Here is a 20658-nt window from a genome sequence, read left to right as displayed (position 1 = left end):
TACGTGGACAGAAAGCCGGTGTTGTATGCCCAGGGCCCTGCGGAACAGCTCGACGTCAGTCTCTTCCGCATCGCTCCTCAGGAGTCACTCCAGCCATGTCCCGCAACAACTCAAGGCGGGCGCGCACTGAAGCACGCGCCCAGTCCTTCCGCTGCCTGCACTGCGGCCTCGACGTTCCGATGGCCGCCCCCGGCACCGACCACCGCAATCACTGTCCGAACTGCCTGTGGAGCCGTCACCTCGACGACACCCCCGGCGACCGGGCCGCGGAGTGCGGCGCCCGGATGGAACCACTCGCCATCTCCGTACGAGGAGATGGCGAGTGGGTTCTGGTCCATCGCTGTACGCACTGCGGTGTCCTGCACGCCAACCGCACCGCCGCCGACGACAACGTGCTGCCGCTGACCCGGCTCGCCGTGCGTCCGCTCGCCCAGCCGCCGTTCCCGCTGGAGCGGCTCGGCGCGCTGTGAGCGAGTAGTTTCTAGCGCTCTCTGGGAAGATCCGCCGCCCGTACCGCGGACGACGGCTCGGGCTCCTTGCGCGGTGCGCACGCCGCGTGCGGTGCGGGGAGCCTGCCCTCCAGGAGATACGCGTTCAGGTGCCCGTTGACGCACTTGTTGGGGCCACCGGCGATGCCGTGCGTGCCCGCGCCCTCCTCGGTCACCAGGACCGACCCGGCCAGCCTGCGGTTCAGCTCCCGCGCGCCCTCGTACGGCGTCGCCGCGTCCCGCTCGGCGGCCAGGATCAGCGTCGGGGGCAGCGCGCCCTCGGCCGTGCCCACGTCGACGGGCTGCTGCCGGGGCGCCTGCCAGTAGGCGCACGGCAGATTCATCCACGCGTTGTCCCAGGTCTCGAAGGGCGCCACGCGTGCGAGCTCCGAATTGTCGCGGTCCCAGGTCGCGAAGTCGGTGGGCCAGGGCGCGTCGTTGCACTCGACGGCCGTGTAGACGGCGTTGCCGTTCTCGTTCTCGGCGGCCGCCCTCGGTTCGGGTGCTGCCTGCTCGACGAGCGGCTTCGGGTTGCCCTTCAGATACGCGGAGAGCGCCGACGCGCGCGACGGCCAGTAGTCGTCGTAGTAGCCGGCCTGGAGGAACGCGCTCTGCAACTGCCCCGGGCCGACCTTGCCGCCGGCGGGTTTGCGGGCCAGTTCGGCACTGACCTTCTCGTAGCTGCGCAGGACCGCTCCGGGCGTCCTGCCGAGGTGGTACGTCCTGTCGTGCTTGGCCACCCAGGTGCGGAAGTCCGTCCACCGCCGCTCGAAGGCCAGCGACTGTTCGAGGTTGTTGCCGTACCAGATCTGCGTCGGGTCGGGATTGACCGCGGAGTCGAAGACCATGCGGCGTACGTGCGACGGGAACAGCGTCGCGTAGACGGCCCCGAAGTACGTGCCGTACGAGGCGCCCATGAACGTCAGCTTCTCCTCGCCGAGCGCCGCCCGCAGCACCTCCAGGTCACGCGCGTTGTTCAACGACGTGTAGTGGCGCAGCCCCGGGTTGCGTTCCGCGCACCCTCGCGCGTACGCCTTCGCCCGCGCGACGCGCTCCCGTTTGTACGCGGCGTCGGGGTGGACCGGCGCCGGTGAGGGCGCCTTGCCGAACCGCTTCGGGTCCACGCAGGACAGCGGCGCCGAGCGGCCGACGCCGCGCGGGGCGTAGCCGACCAGGTCGTACGCCGCCGCGATGCGTTTCCACTCGGGCATCACGCCCACCATCGGGAAGTACGTGCCGGACGCGCCGGGCCCGCCCGGGTTGTAGACCAGCGCGCCCTGCCGGCCGACCGCCTTCTTCGCCGCCTTCTTGGTGGCCTTGGTGCGGCTGACGGTCAGTTTGATGCGCTTGCCGTCCGGGCGCGCGTAGTCGAGCGGCACGGAGACCGTGCCGCACCGGACGGACGGGGGAAGCCCCTCGGCCCTGGGGCAGGTGCCCCAGCGGATTCCGGCGGCCTCGGCGCGCTGGGCCGCGACGGTGGTGCCGGCCGCCTCGGGGGAGGGCGGGGTGCCGCTCGCGCTTCCTGCGGGGGCGGCGACGAGGGCGGTCAGGACCAGGGATCCGGCGGTTCCGTAGCGGGCGGCTGCTGCTCTCATCGCGCTTGTTACCTCTTTTGTTCGGCCGTACGTTCCGGGGTGCTGCTCGAACAAAAGTGATGATTGGTCCGGTATTTAGCGAAGTAAAGCACCGGCCCGCCGGTGTCGTCTCAATGACCCCGATGCGTCGTTTCCCGGTGCGGCCGGTGGGAGAAGGCGGCCCGCAGCCCCGGGTCGCCCGCGGCGCGCACCCCGCGCACGGCGACGGCGGTGAGCTCCTCGCCCCGCCAAGCGAGCGCGCCGAGGAGCCGCTGTCCCGCGGGGGACGCCCACCGCGTGTACGGATGGACCTCGACGCGGGCGATGAGCAGACAGGCCACGCACAGCAGCAGCGGCAGCCCGAACCAGACGGCGACAGGCACCTGCCCCACGGCCGCCCGCCCCTGGGCCGGCATCAGCACCGCGACGGCGCCCAGAGCGAGGACCACCGCGGTCGCGGCCCGCACCTGGCGCACGGCGGCCGCGACGCCCGAACCGATGCCGTCCGGGACGGCGAGCCCCGCCGTGACGAGCCGGTCCGCGAGCGCCCGCACGGGGTCGGCGGCGGCCGCTCCTCGGCGTACCGGCGCTATCGGCGACTGCCCGCCGGGGCCTATCGCGCCGAGCACCGAACGCTCCATGTCGTCGCGGCCCACCGGGTCGACGACCGTCGCCCAGCCGGTGTGCGCGATCAGCAGCCGCCGCGCCCTGGCCATCGCGACGAGCGTCACGTCGGCGACGCGCGAGGGGCCGCCGGACAGGAACGCCGCTTCGTAGAGGGTGAGTTCGTGCCCGCGGGCCGCGGACTTCTCCTGTACGGCGGCGCGGCTCGCGGCGAGGCAGAGCCGGCCGCAGGAGAGCCCGGCCGCGGCCCAGGCGAGGAGGAGCAGAGGGACCCAGAACATGGCGGTTTTCTATGCGACGGCGCCGCATGGCGCTACGCCCTATTCACTATGTGGACAATGGGTGACGGGTGGATAACGTTCCGTTTGTGTCTCGGGTCACCTCTCGCGGGGAGGCGGGCGGGACGCCGCCGGCGGCAGCGGGAACGTGGGCGACGGCGTGACCGGCGCGGCCGATCCGGGGGAGTCCGTGGGTCCCGGCGGGGCCGGTGATCCGGTCACAGGACCCGCCGGTCCGGTCGTCGCCGCGTCCCGGGCGAGGCCGTCGAAGTCGACGAGGCCGGTGCCCTCCAGGACCTTGATGTGGTCGAGGACGGTCGTGTTCGCGTCGTCGGCCAGGGTCCGCACCAGGGAGTTGCGGGTGTTCGCGCGCACCTCGGCCACCACGGAGAAGACCTTGCCGTGGGCCCGGCGCAGGACGTTCGCGAACTTCTGGTTGTACGTCTCACCGCGCGCGCCGCTCAACTCCGCGAGCCACTCGCGCTGTTGGCCGCTCGGCTGGCTCGGCAGTTCGAGCCCGAGCCGGGTCGCGACCTCGCGTACGCGCGCGTCCAGGAAGGTGTGGCCCTCGACGAGGTGTTCACCCGCGGTCCGGACGGCCTTGGTGGTGCCGCGCTCCTCGGCCTGCTGTCCGGCGGGCAGTTCCCACAGGCCCGCGAGGCGCACCTTGATGATGAAGTCCCGGTCCAGGGCGGAGAGCGGCCCGAAGTCGGTGGACACGGTGTCGGCGTCGAGCCGGTCGAGGGCGGTGCCCGAGCGGTCCTCGTAGGACCAGAGGGGGAAGATCAGCGCGGCCAGGGTCGCGACGAGGCCCGCGACGATGAGGCCGGTGCCGTTGACGGTTCGTAAGCGCATGGTGCCTCCAGTAGCGGCACCGCACGTTAGTGCGCCCCGGGCGGGGCACGGCCCGATACGGCGGGGAGTACGTCTCCTGCCGTACCGGGCCCATGAGGTGATGGGCGCGGCGCGCGCCCTCAGAAGGAGGAGGGCAGGCTGCTCAACATGACCCGCCGCCTCCGCCGCCTCCGCAGGACGAGCCGCCGCCTCCGCCTCCGCAGGACGAGCCTCCGCCGCCTCCGCCGGAACAGGAGGACCCGCCGCCACCACCGCCGCCCGAGCAGCAGAAGCCGCCACCCCCGCCTCCGCTGCCCGACCCGCACCACACGGGCGTGCCGCTCCCCGCGTTCCACGAGGTCGAGTTCGCGTACGGGGCGGGGTACGGGACGGCGGGAGGTGTCGCCGGAACCCGGACGCGGGCGGCGGCGATCAGCTGGGCCCGCAGATCCGGATGGGCCGCCGCGAGGCCGCGCGTCGCCACCAGATGGGCCGCGCCCGTGAGGTGCCGCGACGAGGCGACGTACTCGCGCAGCGCGTACCGTCCGGCGACGGTGAGCTGCTTCGAGGTGACCGTGAGGCAGATGATGCCGCTCACCGTGCCGAAGGCGGCGGCGGGCAGCAGGGCCAGGATGTCGACGAGCGGCGAGTCGGGTTCTCCCGCTTCCGTGTGGTTGGCGGCTTCCGTGTAGCTGTCGGCGAACAGCAACAGGGTCACGACGGCGCACGCCATGAACCCGAAGAAGGTCAGGAAGATCTGCGCCCCGGCCCAGATCCGCCACTTGTGCTGCCGCCCCGGCCGCACGAGGAGACCCCGCCGGGCGAGCGCTTCGCCCGTCTCCTGCACCGGCGGGCTGCGCATCACGGCCACCCGGAGCCAGTGCAGCGCGCCGCTGGGCGCCGCGGTGTGGGCGTCGATGACCGCCCGCTCGCCGGCGCTCCTGGCGACGGGGCGGGTGACACCGACGACGCCGGGCCCCGTGACGACCAGCCTGCCGTCCTCGTGCAGGCCCGCGATCAGCGAGTCCGCGGCGCGGGCGGGGCCGCCGGAGAGGAACGCGGCCTCCAGCGTCCCGCGGACGAAGACGCCGTGCTCGGCGTCGAGCGGCACCCTCGCCGCGTGCGGGGACCTGGTGCGGCGGGCCGCCACCACGCCCCGGATCAGCTCGGCGGCGGCGAGCGAGACGACGACCGTGTACACCATGGCCACGGTGCTCATGGCGTCACCGCCTCAGCAGGACCCGGCGGGTGGCGTGCAGCAGTCTCGCGGCGGGCCGCCGCGACAGCGGCGCCGGGCCCGAGCGCTCCAGCCACCAGTCGCTCAACCGCCGCCGGGCTTCCGGGCTTTCGGGGCGCCCGGCGAGCATCAGGTGCTCGGCGAAGTTCAGCGCGTCGTGCCGGTAGCCGCCGGTCATGGGCCGGGACCGGGCGTACGTGAGGAACTCCGCGCGGTACGCCGGGCCGAGGATCTCCGGCAGCTCGGGCGCGACCTTCGCGACCACGTCGGCCCGCTTGGCGGCCAGCGCGTGGCTCTGCACCTTCAGACGTCCGCGGTCGAAGCCCTCCGGCGCGGGAGTGCCCGCGACGAGCGCGGAGAGCAGTGCGGCCTGGGCGACGGCGGTGCGCTGCCGGGCGGCCGCGGAGGCGGGCGGCACCTCGCGGCGCCCGGCCGTGGAGTCGCCGACCGGCCCGCCGGACGTCTTCACGGTGGCCCGGATGGCATCCAACTCCCGTTCCAGCTCGGCCGGTTCGGGGAAGTTCTCGTCCCGCTCCAGGAGGACCCCGGGCGGGGACACGCGCGAGGCGAGGTCGGCGAGGATCGCGAGCACGGGCTCCGGCACCGGGTGCGCGTGGCTGTCGTGCCAGACGCCGTCCCGCTCGAAGCCGCCCGCCACGTGGACGTACGCGATGGCCTCGACCGGCAGTTCGTCCAGGGCCTTCGCCGGGTCCTCACCGCGGTTGACGTGGTTCGTGTGGAGGTTGGCCACGTCGATGAGGAGACGTACGCCCGTCCGCTCGACCAGCTCGTACAGGAACTGCCCCTCCGTCATCTCCTCGCCGGGCCAGGAGACGAGCGCCGCGATGTTCTCCACGGCGAGCGGCACGGGCAGCGCGTCCTGCGCGACACGGACGTTCTCGCAGAGGACGTCGAGCGCGTCGCGGGTGCGGGGCACCGGCAGCAGGTGCCCGGCCTCCAGAGGCTGCGTCGCGGTGAGGGCGCCGCCCGCCCGCACGTACGCGATGTGCTCGGTGACCAGGGGCGAGCCGAGGGCCTGCGCCCGCTCGGCGAGCGCGGTGAGGCGGCCCTCGTCGGGGCGGTCCGCGCCGCCGAGGCCCAGCGACACTCCGTGCGGCACGACGGTCACGCCGCGCTCGAGCAGCCGCACCAGGGAATCGGGCAGATGCCCCGGGCAGACGTTCTCCGCGACGGCCTCCACCCAGTCGATGCCGGGCATCGCCTCCACGGCGTCCGCGATCTCGGGCCGCCAGCCGATCCCTGTCCCCAGTCGCCGCTCCTGCGGACGCGCCATGCCGCTCCCCCTTCTTCCCCCGGAACCCCGGTCCCCCCGTGGCCCCCCGATCCCACCATGGCCCGGAAGGGAGCGGGTGAACCCCGGGGTGAAGACGTTCAGAGCTACATTTGAGGTTCCGGCCGGTCGGTGTTGACCTCGCCGGGCGGCGCGGGCGAGGGCCGGGACGTGGTCGAGACGTCGCCGCTCGGTCCCGCGGGCGCGGGCTCCGGCGGGACGGCCCCGGAGGGCGGGGGAGGCCCGGCGGGGCTGGCGGTCGCGGTCGACGCGGCACCGTTCGCGATCCCGTCGAAGTCGACGAGCCCGGTGGCCTCCAGCATCGTGATGTGGTCGAGGACGGTCTGGTTGGAGTCGGTGGCGAGCTGCCGGATCAGCGAGTTGCGCGTGCTGTCGCGCACCTGCGCGATGACGCTGAAGACCTTCCCGTGCGAGACGCGCAGCAGGTTCGCGAACTTCCGCTGGTACGTCTCGCCGCTCGCCGCGGTCAACTCCGCGAGCCAGCCCTGCTGCTCCTCGGTCGGCTGGTTGGGCAGCTCCACGTTGAGCTGCGCGGCGGCGGTCCGCACCCGCTGGTCGAGGTCGGTGTGCCCGACGATGAGGTGGTCGCCCGCCTCCTTGACGGCCTTCGTCGGCGCCCGCTCGACGGCCTGCTGCCCCGCGGGTATCTCCCACAGGCCCGCGAGGCGCACCTTCACGAGCAGGTCCCGGTCGGCCGCGGAGAGCGGTCCCCACTGGGTCGGCACGGAACCGGCGGCCAGATTGGCGGGGCCGGTACCGGAACGATCGGCGTACGACCACACGGGGAACGCGATCGCCCCCAGCGTGGCGACGAGTGCCGCGATGATCAGAGCCGTGCCGTTGACGCGCCGCAAGGTGCCTCCCGAGGTGCTCCCGTGTCGCCGGTGATACCGGGGAGTACGGAAGATACGGGCGGGGTGTTCAACCGCGCGAGAGGTCGTACGGGACGGAGTGTGAGATGGAAGCGCTTCCGGTCACGGGCGGAAGCGCCTCCGGTCACGGACGGGTGGTGGGGCGCAGGGCCGGGTGGTCGGCGACCACCGTGCAGGAGCCCGGAGCGATCTCGGTGAAGCCCGCGTCCCGGACCACCGGGAGGCCGCTCGTGGTGAGGGTCCGCCAGTGGGCGGCGTCGGGCGTGCGCACGGAGAGCGGGAAGCCCGCGTCGCGCCAGGCCGCGCGGTCCCCGGCCGTGAGTTCCCACCAGGCGAGGTGGGCGCCGTGGCCCGCCTGCGCCATCGCCTTGCCCGCCGACATGCCGACCTCGGGGCTCATCCACAGGACGGCGTGCGTCGGGTCGGCGTCCGCCGGGGGCTCCGGGTCGTCCAGGTCCGTGCCCGAGACCTGCAGACGGGCCAGGTCCTTGGGCCAGCCGTCCAGCGGGACCGGCGGGAAGACGCGGACCTCCGCCGACTTGCCGGTGACCGTGATGCCGGGCAGCGCCTCCGCCCTGCGCCACTCGGCGCCGCGCGCCCGCCGCACCACCTTGCGGATGCGGGCGTCCTGCCAGTCGCGCACGGCCTGCGCCCACGGCCCTTCCCCGTGGGACCGCTCGTCGCTCAGCATCACCAGGACGGCGCGGGCCGCGGTCTCCAGGGCGTCCGTGCGTGCCGGGGGAGCGGCGCGTTCGATGCGGGCGACGAGGGGCAGCACGAACTGCGGGGCCTCGTCCCGCGAGATGATCTCGTGGCGGAACGGGCTGTCCTGCGCGTCCTGTGCGTGCGTCGGGGCCGGGGTTTCGGGGTTGGTCGTGTCGTCGCTGCTCACGCCCGTCAGTCTGCCAGCCCGCCGGCGAGGGCGTGCGCGAGGATGTCCCGCATGGAACGTGATCTTGCGGTGCGGCTCCACGGGGTGGGCCGCCGCTACGGCATGGGCGGCGCGTGGGTGCTGCGCGACGTCGACCTGGCGATACGGGCGGGCGCCCTGATACGGATCGAGGGCGCCAACGGCACCGGTAAATCAACCCTGTTGAGACTCCTCGCCGGAATCGACGCGCCCTCCGAGGGGCGGATGAGCGGGCGTCCGCGCACGGCCTTCGTGCCCGAACGGTTCCCCGCCGCCCTGCCGTTCACGGCGATCGGCTACCTCACACACATGGGCCGCGTCCACGGGCTCGCGCGCGGTACGGCGCGGCAGAGCGCGACGGAGTGGCTGGAGCGCTTCGGTGCCGCCGGATACGCGCGGACACCGCTGTCGGAGCTGTCGAAGGGCAGCAGCCAGAAGGTCGCCGTGGCGCAGGCGCTGCTGGCCGGGCCCGACCTGCTGGTCCTCGACGAGGCGTGGACCGGCCTGGACGCCCCGGCCCGCGCCGCACTCGACCGCGCGGTGGCCGACCGCACGGCGGCGGGCGGCTCCGTGGTCTTCGTCGACCACGATCCGCGCCGCCTCCTGGGAGTGGCCGACGAGACGTACGCGGTGGTCGGGACGGCGCTGAACCGCCGTACGGAGAAGGGGAGTGCGGTCGGGTGGCAGGGGCCCACGGTCGTCATCGAGGTGCAGGGGCCGCAGGGCGCGGAGCTTCCGGCGGCGGTCGCGGAGTCGGTTGTCGCAGCGGGCCCCGGGGCCCCCGACGGCATCACGCGCCTCACGGTCCCGCAGCCCCACTCGGACCGGGTCCTGCGCGAACTCCTGACGGCACGGCCACCGTGGCACGTGGTGGCGGTGGCAAGCGGGGAGACGACGACGCGGGACGGGCAGGAGCTGTGATGTCACCCAAGTCCGTGCTGCCCCCACTGCCTCCACTGCCTCCACTGCGCGCACTGTCCGCGCTCCCCGCCCTGCTCCGCTATCAGACCTCCCTGCTGGTGCGGTCCCAGCGGTGGCTGCCGCCCGTCATCCTGTACGCCGTGTTCCTTTGCGTCGGCGTCCAGGGCGGGCAGCCCGTCCTGGACTCGCTCGCCTACGCCGCCGGGGCCCTGCTGCCCGTGGCCGCCTGGCTGGTGCGGATCTGTGTGACCAACGAGCCGCCCGCGGCCCGGAGTGTCGCCGCCGCGGCCACGGGGCCGGGGCGGGCCCACCTCGCCGCGCTGCTCGCCGCGTTCCTCGCTTCGGCGGCGCTCGGCGGTGCGGCGGCCCTCGTCGTGACCGCCATCAGCGACGCGGCGAGCACCAACTCCCGGCTGCCGGTGCCACGGCTCGCCGCGGGCGCCGCGGGCCTGCTCGCGATGGTGGTCAGCGCGCTGCTCGGCACCGCGCTCGGGGCGCTCGCCAACTGGCCGCTGCTGCGCTCCGCGGGGCGGGCCGTCCCCACGATGCTGGTCGGCGCGCTGCTCCTGCTCGTCACCACGGGCTCCCCGGCGAAGTCGGTCCTCACCGACCTGACCACGGGCTCGCGGGAGGGCGCCGTACCGCTGTCGCTGGGAGCACTGGCGGGTGCGCTCGCCGCGGCTTCGGCCGCGGTGTGGGCGGCGTGCGCGCTCTGCTCCCGGCGGGGCTGACGCCTCAGCCGGAGCGGGCCGACCCGATCTGCTCCGACACCCGGACGAACCGGAACCCGCGCTCCCGCAGCTTCGGGACGATCGTGCGCAGGGCGCGTTCCGTCGTGGGCGCCGCGCTGCGCGTGCAGTGCATGACGACCACCGAGCCGGGGCGTACCCCGTCGAGCACCTGCCGGGCCACCGCGTCGGCGTCCGTCGCGAAGGCGTCGCCGCTGACCACGTCCCACTGGACCGCGGTGACGCCGCCGGGCGCGAGCGCGCGCAGGGCCCGCCGGTCATAGCAGCCGCCCGGGAAGCGGAAGTACGGCACCGGGCGCTCGACGCCCGCCGTGCGGAAGGCGGTGAAGGCGCGCTCCATGTCGGCGCGCATACGGGCCGCGGGCACGGCGGGCAGGCCGTAGCAGCTGCCGGTGAAGGCGTCGTGGCTGTACGAGTGGTTGGCGACCTCGAAGAGCGGATCGCGGCCGATGTCCCTGGCCTGGGCCGGGTACTCCTCGGCCCACCGCCCGGTCATGAAGAACGTCGCGGGCACCTTCAGCCGCCGCAGCGTGGCGACCAGCGCCGGGTTGTCGAACCGCTCACCGGCCGCCGCGCGTGCCCCCTGGTGCGCGGTCATGTCGGCGTCGAAGGTGAGGGCGACGGTGCGGCCGCGCGTCCGGGAGCCGTTCTTGAACACGGGGGTGAGGCCGGACGGCCCCGGCGCGAGGGTGGGCGGTGCGGACGCCGAGGGGGCGGCGGCGGTCGCCGGGGGCCGGGCGGGGTGGCCCGGCGCGGCGGTGTCGCCGGCGCATCCGGCGAGGACGGTGGTCAGGGTGCCGAGGGCGCAGAGCGCGGCGCATCTCCGTACGAGAGTGATCACCCGATGAAGATATCTACGTAAATAGTATGAATGCGTTAAATCGGGCAAAGGGCCCGTCGGGTCCGCCGCGCCGCCACCCGTCCGGGCCCGCGGTCCTCAGATCCAGCCGTCCAGCGACGCCATGAACGCGTCGAAGTCGTCGCGGTGAATGGTGTGCCCGGCGCCCCGCACCGTACGCACCTCGAAACCGCGCCGCGCCAGCTCCTCCTTGAGCGCGTCCCCGATCACGGGGCTCGGGTCCGCGACCTGCACCAGTGAGGGCACGACAGGAGCTGTCGGGGTCCGGTCGGCCGCGCCCGTGCCGGACAGCGACAGTGCGGTGTCCGGGTCCCAGAGGGCCAGCGTGGCGACTTCGATGTCCACGTCGGCCGCCTCCCAGCGCGGGTTGAACTTCGCTATGACCCCGCGTGAGATCCACTGGAACTCCACGAACGCCGCGGGGTCGATCGTGCCCTCGGTGCCGAGCGCCCACGCCGGGTCGGAGTAGACGGCCCGCGCGGGAGCGAGCCGCTCGGCCGCGAGGGCCAGGGCGAGACCGCCGAGCGAGTGCCCGAGCGCGAGCTCCGCGCCGGCCGGCAGGGTGTCGACGAGGTCGTCCGCGAAGATCTCCGCGCCGTAGTCGCCGCGCCCGCTCGCACCGTGTCCGCGCAGGTCGACGCCGATCACGCGGTAGCCCCTCGCGGCGAGCGCGGGGCCCACGCGGCGCCAGGTCCGGTGGTCCGACATGATCCCGTGGACGAGGAGGGCGACACGGTCGCCGGTGCCCCACTCGTGGGTGTGCAGCTTCATCGTGGTGGAGCCTTTCTGGTACGCGGGTCGGGCGGCACACCCAGATCATGTACGGGGGCGCTTCCGCTCCCGGCGGCGGGTTCCGCGCAGGTCCGGCCCGCTTGCCGCGGACGCGGGGGGTGTGGCAGATTTCCGGACGTGACTAGGGGAATGGTCCTCGGCTGACTCCGCTCGCGCGTAGCGACGCGGGGGTCGCGCATGCCCCCATCTCCGGAACGGCCCCGTAGCCCTGAGGTCTTCCGTGTCGCAGCGCTCTTCGTGCCCCCCCCACAGCGCCCCGCGACCATGAGGAGTCCTTGATGTCCCGCATCGAGTGGACCGAGAACGACCACGCCACGACCGGTACGGCCACCGGTGCCGACCGCCACGCCGAAGCCTCCGTCCAGCACGCCCGCTGGCACTCCGAGAGCGGTGCCGCGCCGCCCCGCCGCGTGGCCGTCGTCGACGACCGGACGAAGGCCGCCATCGCTTACCGGCTCGCCTGCGAGGGCACCGCGCTGCTGTGGAGCGGCGACTTCCACGGCGCCCGGCAGCTGCTTGCCGCCCTGGCCCGCCGCATCGACCGCAAGGCCCCCGCCCCGCGCAAGGCCCCCGCACCGGGCAGCCCACCCGCACCCGGCGCCACGGTCGCCGACTCCTTCCACCTGCACCGCCGCGCCCGCGGCCACCGGGCCCGCGTGCTCGGCATGCTGCTCGTGCGCCTGGACGACGACTACGCCCTGACGCTGCGCCGGGCGCCCGACGTCCGCGCGGCCTGCCACGAGGCGTACGGGCCGCCGGACGGACCGATGGTGGTCTCCCTGCGCGAACTCCTCGGCGTGATCGGCGCCCACGAGTGGCGGTCCAAGGGGGTGCCCGTGCCCGCTCTCGACGGTGACCGGATTCACCCGCACTACGGCGTGTTCTCCCCGGTCAGGGGCGAGTATGTCGACCTGGTGGCGCGGGCGCCGCTGCCGGACGCCGCTGTCAGGGACGCGCCCCGGCCGCGTACAGCGTTCGACATCGGCACCGGAACCGGCGTACTCGCGGCGGTCCTCGCCCGCCGGGGCGTCGACCGCGTGGTGGCCACCGACATCAATCCCCGCGCCCTCGCCTGCGCACGGGGCAACGTCGAACGGCTCGGTCTCGCCGGGCGGGTGGAGGTCGTCGACACGGGCCTCTTCCCGCCGGGCCGCGCCGCACTCGCGGTGTGCAACCCGCCGTGGCTGCCCGCCCGGCCGACCTCCGCCGTCGAACAGGGCGTGTACGACCAGGGCGGCGCGATGCTGCACGGCTTCCTGGACGGTCTCGCCGACCACCTGGAACCCGCGGGGGAGGGCTGGCTCATCCTCTCCGACCTGGCCGAACACCTCGAACTCCGCTCGCGGGAACAGCTGTTGGCCGCCTTCGACGCGGCGGGCCTGCGGGTGGTGGACCGGCTCGACATCGCACCACGCCATCCGCGCGCCACGGACGCGACCGACCCGCTGCACGCCGCCCGCGCGGCCGAAGTGACGTCGCTGTGGCGGCTGACGCCGGGGTAGCTCCCCCTGCTGGAGTGGCCGTTCCTGTTTTGAAGTGACTGTTTCAGAATGTGCTAGCGTCGTCACTCGTCAGTTCTGAAGCGGTCGCTCCAAAAGCGGGCCGACCGCACACGACTCGGGAGGGCCGCTTCACATGCCGCTTGCGGTGTACATCGTCGGGCTCGGCATCTTCACCCAGGGGACCTCGGAGTTCATGCTGTCCGGGCTGCTGCCGGGCATGGCCGACGACCTGGGGGTGTCCGTCCCCGACGCCGGACTGCTCATATCGGCCTTCGCCATCGGCATGGTCGTCGGCGCGCCGCTGCTCGCCGTCGCCACCCTCCGATGGCCGCGACGCACGGCGCTCGTGTCACTCCAGGCGGCCTTCGTCGTGGCCCACGTGGCAGGCGCCCTCGCGCCCGGCTACGCCGCCCTGTTCGTGACGCGCGTGGTCAGCGCCCTCGCGTACGCCGGGTACTGGGGCGTCGCCGTGGCCGCCGCCGTGGCGCTCGTGCCGGCGGACGCCAAGGCGCGGGCCGTCGCCGTGGTGGCCGGCGGGCTGACGCTCGCCACCGTCGTCGGCGTCCCCGCGGGCACGCTGCTGAGCCAGTTCTCCGGCTGGCGCGCCGCGTTCTGGGCGGTGGCCGCGGCCACCGCGGTGAGCCTCGTCTGCACCCTGCTCGTCGTCCCCGGCGGCCGCGGCGAGGGCGAGCACCCCTCGGTCAGGGCCGAACTGCGGGCCATGGCGCGCCCGCAACTGTGGCTCTCGTACGCCCTCACCGCCTTCGCCTTCGGGGCGGTCATCGTCACCTTCAGCTACCTCGGGGCGCTGCTCACCGAGGTCAGCGGGGTTCCCGAAGCGTGGGTGCCCGCCGTCCTCGCGCTGTTCGGCGTCGGCGGCATGGCGGGCATCGTGATCGGCGGCCGCACCGGCCAGGCGCGTCCCCTCGGCACGCTCGGCCTCGGACTCGGCGCCCTCGCCGCCTTCTCCGCGCTGCTCGCACTGACGGCGCACGTGACGGCCGTGGTGATCGTCCTGGTCTTCCTGCTCGGCCTCGCCGGATACGTCACCAACCCCGCTCTCCAGTCACGGGTGTTCGGCCTCGCGCCGGGCGCCCCGACGCTGGTCGGCGCGGTCAACACGGCCGCGTTCAACATCGGCAACACTATCGCCCCGCTGCTTGGCGGCCTGGCCATCGGCGCCGGGTACGGCTACGCCTCGGTGGCCTGGGTCGGGGCGGCGCTGGCCGCCGCGGGATCGGTGGGCGTGCTGTGGGCGGCGCGGCTGCGGCGGAAGGAGAGGGTGGCGGTGAGTGAACGGCCGCCACTGTCCGAGCCGCGTACGGGCGTGACGGCTCGCGACGCCGTGCGGGTCGAGCTGTGAGCGCGGACGGGCAGCCGTCCTCACCCGTGCGAGCAGGACTCGTTTTGTATATGCATTCCAAAACGTCTACCGTGGGCGCATGGCCAGACCACGAGAGTTCAACGAGGACCGCGTCGTCACCGCGGCCATGGAGACGTTCTGGCGCCACGGGTACGAAGGCACCTCGACGCGCGACCTGTGCGACAGCACGGGCCTCGGCCCCTCGAGCCTCTACAACACCTTCGGCGGCAAGCGGCAGCTCTACCTCCGCGCCCTCCAGCGCTACTACGACACCGCCACCGCCGAGCAGGTGGAGATCCTGCGCGGCGAAGGACCGGCGAAGGAGCGGCTGCGCGCCATGATGATCCACGCCGTCGACGCCGACCTCGACGAGGAGGGCGCGCGCGGCTGCTTCGCCATCAACGCCGCCATCGAGATCGCCGGGCTCGACCCCGAGGTCAAAGCGGCCGTGCGGCGCAGCTTCGACCGGGTCGAGGACGAGCTGCGCACGGTCGTGGAGGAGGGGCGGCGCGCGGGTGAGATCCGCTCCACCGGCGACGCGAGGACCGTGGCGCGCCGGGTGCAGAGCACGTACTACGGCCTGCGTGTCCTCAGCCGCGTACAGGACGACCGCGAGGTCCTGCTCGCGACGGTCGACGGGGCGCTCGCCGATCTGTGAGCCGCGGGGGCACGCGTCGCGCTCACGTACCGCTGACGCGCACCGCGCGGCCGTTTATCGGACGTTGATCGAAGGCGGCGACGCTTCTTCTCAGGTCCATGTCCGGCATGGACCGACGGAAACGACCGGAGGTATGCACATGAAGGTTGTCCGCTCCCTCAAGAAGAAGATCACCGGCGAGAAGAGCCTCAAGGCGTACGCCTGGTACCACTGGTACTAGGCCGACCCTGCCGCCAACCGTAGGGACGTAACGCGCCGTTGAGGCCCGGGCCCGGCGTGCCGTGAACCGGCCGCCGGGCTCGGCCCTCCCGCTCTGGGAGATCCCCGATGTCCACACCCGGCACCGACCGGCTCGCGCGGACCACTGTCTTCGCGCCGCGACTCCACGCCCTGCTGCGCGACCACCTCGGCCAGGACGTGTTCCGCCTGGACGACGACACCGTCGGCGTCGCCGGGCCCGCCCTCACCGACCGGATCCTCGCCGCCCGGCCCGCCACCGAGCTCGAACGCCCCACCTTCAAGCCGCTGCACGGACGTTCCATCCCCCGCACCGAGGCGTCCACCGTCATGCGGGCCATCGGCCGTGACGTGCGGGCGGCGCTGAAGAAGCCCGTGCCCGGCCGGCTCGACCTCTCCGGGGAGTGGCCGCACGTCGGCCACGTGTACCTGCGCGACCTGATCCTCGGCGCCGACCCGTACCGGCTGCGCATCCTCATGGACCGCACCCTGGAGCTGACGCCCAAGCTGACCTGGACCGTCATCGCGACCGGCGCCGCCCTGCCCGGCAGGCTCCGCCCCGGCGCACCCGTCACCAGCATCGCCGGCCTGACCGCCGACGCCACGACCTACAGCGACCGCCGCTACGCGATGGGCCTGTACCGGCGGGCCGCCGCACCCGTCTGCTTCACCGTCTCCACACTCGTCGCCAACGCGTACTGGCTCGGGGCGCCCTTCGACGAGGGGACACCCAACGAGCACATCCTGTACGAGTCCATGCGGCTGCTGCCGCCGTCCTGGAACATCCTGCGGCACGCGTCCCCCGAGTACACCGCCCTCGACGACCGCATCGGCACCGGCGACGACGTACTGCTCCTGCCGCTGCTCAGCCACCGCGACCCGGAGCTCTGGGACGACCCCGACGCGTTCCGCCCCGAGCGCTGGGCCGCCCTGGACCCCGACGACCACCCCGGCTACCTTCCCTTCGGCCACGTCTCCGAACGCTGCTGGGGACGGCACATGGTGATGCCGCTGGCCGGCATGCTGCTCGACATCCTGCGCGCCGAGGGAGCGACGGTCGACGCCCGGCAGACCACCGCGAAGGTGCCGCTCGCGGGGTTGCTCGGGGTCGACAAGGTGCGGCTCGTCCGACGCGGCGCCTAAGGCATGGGGCCGGCCGCGGTGTCGCGGCGGAACAGGGCCGTCCAGAGGAAGGGCTCGCCGAAGAGCTCCGACCCGGGCGGCTCGTCGCGCATCCGGCGCAGCTCGACCTCCGTCAGGCCGGCGAAGATCCGGCGGAGCGAGTCCGGCGTGTACGCGAGACCGCCGAGCAGCCCGGCCAGGCGGTAGAAGTCCGCGTCGGGCAGCTCGGAGCCCATGCCCGCCTCACCGGCCGCGAAGCAGGCCAGGGCGTAGTGCCCGCCGGGCGCCAGGGCGCGGTCGAGGAGGGCGAGATAGCTGACGCGGCGGTGCGGCGGCAGGTGGTGGAAGCACCCCGAGTCGTAGATCAGGTCGTACGGACCGGCCAGCTCGCTCTCCACGAGCGCGAAGGCGTCGCCCTGATGGAACCGGATGTCGGCCCCGGCCTCGCGGGCGCGGTCCGTGGCCCAGTCGATGGCGGCCGCCGACAGGTCGACGGCGTCGACCTCGTAACCGAGGGCGGCCAGGTGGAGGGCGTTGCGACCGGGGCCGCAGCCCAGGTCGAGGGCCCGGCCCGGCGCGGGGGCTCGGTCCGGCACGGGGGACCGGGCCGGCGCGAGGAGACCCCGCTCCGCGTACGAGACGAGGTTCTCGTCCGGCTTGGCAACGAAGAACGGCACCGGCTTGGTGCGGTCCTCGTAGAAGCCGTCCCACCACGGGGCTCCGTCGGCCGTCCAGCGGTCGGCGCCCGGCTCGAACAGGCTGTCCAGGAGTTTCATCACGTCGTTTACCGTGCGAATGTCGCGGTCCATCAAGTCCCCTTTCCCTGAAGGGCAATTGTAGGATCGCGGGGAGGGAAAGCCCAGCTCAGAGGCGGTGCGCGGGGTGCTGAGGGAGGGCGTCGGGGAGCGCCTGCGGGGCCGGCGGCGAGGCGGTGGTCCCGGCACCCCGGCCCCGGGCCCAAAAGACGTCCGCGCACCCACGGGAGGCCGTCACAGGGGCTTTCCGCGCCTCGGCGGCGCGGCTTTCGGCGTCACTGGCCGACGCGGCCGTCGACGCACTCGCGCAGCAGGTCGGCGTGCCCGCAGTGCCGGGCGTACTCCTCGATCCTGTGCACCATCAGCTCGCGGACCGACGTCCCGTCCTTGCCCAGCCGCTCGCCCAGGTCCGGGTTCCGGGCGAGCGCGGCGTCGGTGGCCGCCTGCTCGCGTTCCAGGTCGGTGAACGCGGCGTCGACCATGGCCTGTTCGGCGACGGCTCCGTCGAAGTCCGCGTCCCGCCCGCCGTACAGCTTCGGCACCGGGTCGCCGTCGCTGATCCAGTTGCGCCAGTCGCGCTCGACCTCGACGAGGTGCCGGACCAGGCCGAGCAGCGACATCGTCGACGGCGGGACGGAGCGGCGGGCCAGCTGCTCCGGGTCCAGGCCCTCGCACTTCATCCGCAGGGTCATGCGGTAGCTCGTCAGGAAGTCGAGGAGCGTCGGAAGCTCACCGTCAGGACTGGTGCCCTCGCTGTTGCGGGGGTCTTCGCCAGGGTCGGCCCACATGTCGGGATAGATGGTCGCCCGGGTCCACCGCGCTGCTTGCCCGCTCCGGTCGCTGTCGCCGCTCTCGCCGCTCTCGCCGCTTTCACCGCTCTGGTCGCTCATGCGGGCCATGTTCGTCCGTGCGGAGCCCGGCCCGCCAGTGATTTGTCACCGTGGGCCGGGCCGGGCCGGGTCGGGCCGGGCCGGACGGGGCCGGGGGCCGCTACTTGTGCCAGGGCCCCGTCACCGCGAACGTCGTGCCGGGCGTATAGCAGTTCACGTACATCGTGTCGTGGTCCGGGGAGAAGGTGACGCCCGCGAACTCCCCCCACTCGGGCTTCTCGGGGCTGCCGATGTTCTGCCGGTTGCGGGCCATCGCGTAGACCTCCCCCTTCCGGGTGACGCCGTACACGTGCTGCGCGCCGTCGCCGTCCTCGCACACCATCAGGCCGCCGCTCGGCGCCAGACAGATGTTGTCGGGGGACTCGCCCGGCAGCTGGATGTCGGTGCTCGGGCCGAACACGATGACGAGGGTGAGGCGGCGCCTCGACGGCTCGTACCGCCAGATCTGGCCGAAGTGGTCGCCCGCCGAGCCCTGCGCGCTGTGTGCGAAGGACGACACGAAGTAGACGGACGAGCCGCCCCAGTAGCAGCCCTCCAGCTTCTGCGCGTGGGTGATGCCCTTCTTGCCGAAGTCCTGGTGGCGGATGGGGGTCTGGGCCGCCAGCGGGTCCGGGACGTCGACCCACTCGATGCCCTCGAAGCACGCGCCCGTCTCCTGGACGGAGGACAGGTCGGGCACCCCGGGCACCCGCATGGCCTGCAGCCTGCCGCCCGCGCGCAGCGAGCCGCGGCCGCCCCCGGGCTTCTCGGGCAGGAAGCGGTAGAAGAGGCCGAAGGGCTTCTCGAAGGCGTCCTCGGTCTCGTAGACGACGCCGCGCTTCGGGTCGACGGCGACGGCCTCGTGCTGGAAGCGGCCCATCGCGGTCAGCGGCACCGCGCCGGTGCGGCGCGGGTCCACCGGGTCGACCTCGAAGATGAAGCCGTGGTCCTTGGTGTAGCCGTTCGTGCCGGCCTTGTCCTCGGTCTCCTCGCAGGTGAGCCAGGTGCCCCAAGGGGTGGGCCCGCCCGCGCAGTTGACGGCGGTCCCGGCGATCGCGACGCGCTCGCCCATGACGTCGTCTCTCCGGTCGAGCGCGAGCGCCGTACAGCCGCCCTTGGCCATCGGGTCGTACGTGAGGCCCTTGACGGTCGGCACGCCGATCTTGCCGGTGACGCGGTTCTCGTGGTTGCGGACGAGGTGGACGCCGCCGTTGCGGCCTCGGAAGGCGGCCATGCCGTCGTGGTTGCTGGGCACTTTGCCCTCACCGGACCGCAGGGGTTCGCCCTCGCGTGAGAGGACCTTGTAGCGGAACCCCTTGGGCAGGTCGAGCAGGCCCTTGGGGTCGGGGACGAGCGGACCGTAGCCGGCCTTCCCGTGCGCGGCGGCGGTGCCCGCGAAGAGTTCCGAGAGAGCGCCCGTGAAGGCGATTCCGGCGCCCACGGCACCGGAACGGGCGAGAACCTGACGTCGAGTGGCAGACATGTTGGGCAACCTCCTGCTGGCGGACAGGAATGTGACCGGATGTGTGTACCACGCGCCCTGGTGCACGGGAACCACGCGCGTAGCTTCCGTTTCGTGAGCCGTCCCATGTCACCGCCGCGGCACGGCTACTCGCCCACGAGTCCCTTCGCGTCCCGCGCGAGCGCCGTGAGCCGCGATATGGCACGGAAGTACTTCTTCCGGTACCCGCCGTTGAGCATGTCCTCACTGAAGAGCCGGTCGAAGGGCACACCGGAGGCGAGCACCGGTACCTCTCGGTCGTACAGCCGGTCGGCGAGCACCACAAGGCGCAGAGCGGTCGACTGGTCCGGCACCGGCGTCACGTCGGTGAGGCAGACGGCGCCGAGCCCGTCGGTCAACGCGCCGTACCGGCTCGGGTGGACCTTGGCCAGGTGTTCGAGCAGATGCGGGAAGTCGTCGAGCGAGGCGTGGTCGGTCGCGTACGCCGCCTTGGTGACCTGCTCCTCCGAGTACGGGGCGGGCGCCTCAGGGAGGCCCCGGTGGCGATAGTCCTCGCCGTCGATCCGCAACGCCTTGAAGTGGGCGGACAGGCCCTGGATCTCCCGCATGAAGTCCGTGGCCGCGAACCGGCCCTCGCCGAGCTTGCCCGGCAGCGTGTTCGAGGTCGCGGCGAGCGCCACGCCCTCCCCGACGAGCTTGGAGAGCAGCGAGGACACCAGGACCGTGTCGCCCGGGTCGTCGAGCTCGAACTCGTCGATGCAGAGCAGCCGGTGCCCGCCGAGGGTGCGCACGGTCTGCTGGAAGCCGAGCGCGCCGACCAGGTTGGTGAGCTCGACGAAGGTGCCGAACGCCTTCTGCTCGGGCGCGGCGGGCGTCGCGTGCCAGAGGGAGGCGAGGAGGTGGGTCTTGCCGACGCCGTAGCCACCGTCCAGATAGATGCCGCGCGGGCCCGAGGGGGCCGCGGCCTTCTTCTGGAACCACCGCTTCCGGCCGGAACCGGAGGCGTGCGCCCCGCCGAGGCCCGCCGCGAAGCCGCTGAGGGCGCGGACCGCCTCGGTCTGGCTCGGCTGGTTCGGGTCCGGAATGTACGTATCGAAGCGGACCGAGTCGAAGCGCGGCGGCGGCACCATCTCGGCGACCAGCCGGTCGGCCGGAACGCGGGGCTCGCGGGCGCACAGGGACAGCGGAGCCACTTCGGCTATGGGGTGGCGCCCGGAGGCGGCGGAGGAGGACGACACGG

21 protein-coding genes are annotated in these 20658 nt (G+C 73.3%); 8 read left to right on the top strand and 13 right to left on the bottom strand.

Annotation, left to right across the window (positions count from 1 at the left end):
- Nucleotides 1-95 precede the first annotated feature (95 nt).
- Entirely contained in the window at nucleotides 96-470 is a 375-nt protein-coding gene (locus tag AB0N81_RS00985; protein WP_365354472.1) for an RNHCP domain-containing protein, read from the top strand.
- Nucleotides 471-481: 11 nt separating this feature from the next.
- Here the strand turns inward: AB0N81_RS00985 and AB0N81_RS00980 are convergent, their stop codons facing one another.
- From AB0N81_RS00980 to AB0N81_RS00950, 7 genes are all read right to left on the bottom strand, one after another.
- Nucleotides 482-2083 (bottom strand): alpha/beta hydrolase, encoded by a 1602-nt coding sequence (locus AB0N81_RS00980; protein ID WP_365354470.1) that lies wholly within the window; start codon nucleotides 2081-2083, stop codon nucleotides 482-484.
- Between the two features lie 110 nt (nucleotides 2084-2193).
- On the bottom strand, nucleotides 2194-2967 hold the full coding sequence (locus tag AB0N81_RS00975; RefSeq protein ID WP_365354468.1) for a TIGR04222 domain-containing membrane protein: 774 nt from the start codon (nucleotides 2965-2967) through the stop codon (nucleotides 2194-2196).
- A 96-nt stretch (nucleotides 2968-3063) separates the two neighbouring features.
- The gene (locus tag AB0N81_RS00970) at nucleotides 3064-3819 is read right to left on the bottom strand and encodes a DUF4142 domain-containing protein (RefSeq protein ID WP_365354466.1); all 756 of its coding nucleotides are present in this window, start codon (nucleotides 3817-3819) and stop codon (nucleotides 3064-3066) included.
- Nucleotides 3820-3961: 142 nt separating this feature from the next.
- Entirely contained in the window at nucleotides 3962-5017 is a 1056-nt protein-coding gene (locus tag AB0N81_RS00965; protein ID WP_365354465.1) for a TIGR04222 domain-containing membrane protein, read from the bottom strand.
- Between the two features lie 4 nt (nucleotides 5018-5021).
- Nucleotides 5022-6329, bottom strand: coding sequence for a DUF692 domain-containing protein (locus AB0N81_RS00960; protein ID WP_365354463.1), 1308 nt, complete (start codon nucleotides 6327-6329; stop codon nucleotides 5022-5024).
- Between the two features lie 104 nt (nucleotides 6330-6433).
- On the bottom strand, nucleotides 6434-7201 hold the full coding sequence (locus AB0N81_RS00955; RefSeq protein WP_365354461.1) for a DUF4142 domain-containing protein: 768 nt from the start codon (nucleotides 7199-7201) through the stop codon (nucleotides 6434-6436).
- Between the two features lie 142 nt (nucleotides 7202-7343).
- A complete protein-coding gene (locus tag AB0N81_RS00950; RefSeq protein ID WP_365354459.1) occupies nucleotides 7344-8111 on the bottom strand; it encodes an aminoacyl-tRNA hydrolase in 768 nt (255 codons plus the stop codon).
- A 51-nt stretch (nucleotides 8112-8162) separates the two neighbouring features.
- On the opposite strand from AB0N81_RS00950, the gene AB0N81_RS00945 reads away from it, so the two are divergent.
- Nucleotides 8163-9050 carry an ATP-binding cassette domain-containing protein gene (locus AB0N81_RS00945; RefSeq protein WP_365354458.1) on the top strand — a complete coding sequence of 296 codons (888 nt, stop codon included), beginning with the start codon at nucleotides 8163-8165 and terminating at the stop codon, nucleotides 9048-9050.
- Nucleotides 9050-9781 (top strand): ABC transporter, encoded by a 732-nt coding sequence (locus AB0N81_RS00940; protein ID WP_365354456.1) that lies wholly within the window; start codon nucleotides 9050-9052, stop codon nucleotides 9779-9781. Before AB0N81_RS00945 ends, AB0N81_RS00940 begins: the two co-directional genes overlap by 1 nt.
- Before the next feature lie 4 nt (nucleotides 9782-9785).
- On the opposite strand, the gene AB0N81_RS00935 is transcribed toward AB0N81_RS00940, so the two are convergent.
- Both AB0N81_RS00935 and AB0N81_RS00930 read right to left on the bottom strand, forming a co-directional pair.
- Nucleotides 9786-10640, bottom strand: a complete 855-nt coding sequence (locus AB0N81_RS00935) for a polysaccharide deacetylase family protein (RefSeq protein WP_365354455.1) — start codon at nucleotides 10638-10640, stop codon at nucleotides 9786-9788.
- Between the two features lie 96 nt (nucleotides 10641-10736).
- Nucleotides 10737-11429 (bottom strand): alpha/beta hydrolase, encoded by a 693-nt coding sequence (locus AB0N81_RS00930; RefSeq protein WP_365354454.1) that lies wholly within the window; start codon nucleotides 11427-11429, stop codon nucleotides 10737-10739.
- A 299-nt stretch (nucleotides 11430-11728) separates the two neighbouring features.
- On the opposite strand from AB0N81_RS00930, the gene AB0N81_RS00925 reads away from it, so the two are divergent.
- From AB0N81_RS00925 to AB0N81_RS00905, 5 genes are all read left to right on the top strand, one after another.
- On the top strand, nucleotides 11729-12952 hold the full coding sequence (locus AB0N81_RS00925; RefSeq protein WP_365354452.1) for a class I SAM-dependent methyltransferase: 1224 nt from the start codon (nucleotides 11729-11731) through the stop codon (nucleotides 12950-12952).
- Nucleotides 12953-13085: 133 nt separating this feature from the next.
- Nucleotides 13086-14315, top strand: a complete 1230-nt coding sequence (locus AB0N81_RS00920) for a Cmx/CmrA family chloramphenicol efflux MFS transporter (RefSeq protein ID WP_365354450.1) — start codon at nucleotides 13086-13088, stop codon at nucleotides 14313-14315.
- Nucleotides 14316-14394: 79 nt separating this feature from the next.
- The gene (locus AB0N81_RS00915) at nucleotides 14395-14973 is read left to right on the top strand and encodes a TetR/AcrR family transcriptional regulator (protein ID WP_365354448.1); all 579 of its coding nucleotides are present in this window, start codon (nucleotides 14395-14397) and stop codon (nucleotides 14971-14973) included.
- Between the two features lie 133 nt (nucleotides 14974-15106).
- Nucleotides 15107-15193, top strand: a complete 87-nt coding sequence (locus AB0N81_RS00910; protein ID WP_365354830.1) for a tryptorubin family RiPP precursor — start codon at nucleotides 15107-15109, stop codon at nucleotides 15191-15193.
- 107 nt (nucleotides 15194-15300) lie between these two features.
- The gene (locus AB0N81_RS00905) at nucleotides 15301-16353 is read left to right on the top strand and encodes a cytochrome P450 (protein ID WP_365354446.1); all 1053 of its coding nucleotides are present in this window, start codon (nucleotides 15301-15303) and stop codon (nucleotides 16351-16353) included.
- On the opposite strand, the gene AB0N81_RS00900 is transcribed toward AB0N81_RS00905, so the two are convergent.
- The 4 genes from AB0N81_RS00900 to zapE form a co-directional block, all read right to left on the bottom strand.
- Complete coding sequence (locus AB0N81_RS00900) at nucleotides 16350-17141, bottom strand: class I SAM-dependent methyltransferase (RefSeq protein ID WP_365354444.1); 792 nt, start codon at nucleotides 17139-17141, stop codon at nucleotides 16350-16352. The genes AB0N81_RS00905 and AB0N81_RS00900 overlap by 4 nt on opposite strands.
- A 221-nt stretch (nucleotides 17142-17362) precedes the next feature.
- Complete coding sequence (locus AB0N81_RS00895) at nucleotides 17363-17875, bottom strand: DinB family protein (RefSeq protein WP_365354828.1); 513 nt, start codon at nucleotides 17873-17875, stop codon at nucleotides 17363-17365.
- A gap of 202 nt (nucleotides 17876-18077) precedes the next feature.
- Nucleotides 18078-19439: a PhoX family protein gene (locus AB0N81_RS00890; protein ID WP_365354443.1), complete on the bottom strand. Its 1362-nt coding sequence runs from the start codon at nucleotides 19437-19439 to the stop codon at nucleotides 18078-18080.
- A 125-nt stretch (nucleotides 19440-19564) separates the two neighbouring features.
- Nucleotides 19565-20656, bottom strand: coding sequence for a cell division protein ZapE (gene zapE / locus AB0N81_RS00885; RefSeq protein WP_365354441.1), 1092 nt, complete (start codon nucleotides 20654-20656; stop codon nucleotides 19565-19567).
- Nucleotides 20657-20658: the final 2 nt, after the last annotated feature.

Origin of the sequence: Streptomyces sp. NPDC093510, assembly GCF_040683555.1 — a bacterium.
Lineage (GTDB): Bacteria > Actinomycetota > Actinomycetes > Streptomycetales > Streptomycetaceae > Streptomyces.
The sequence above is the reverse complement of the archived record's forward strand: the minus strand, read 5'-3'. Positions and strand labels throughout refer to the sequence as shown.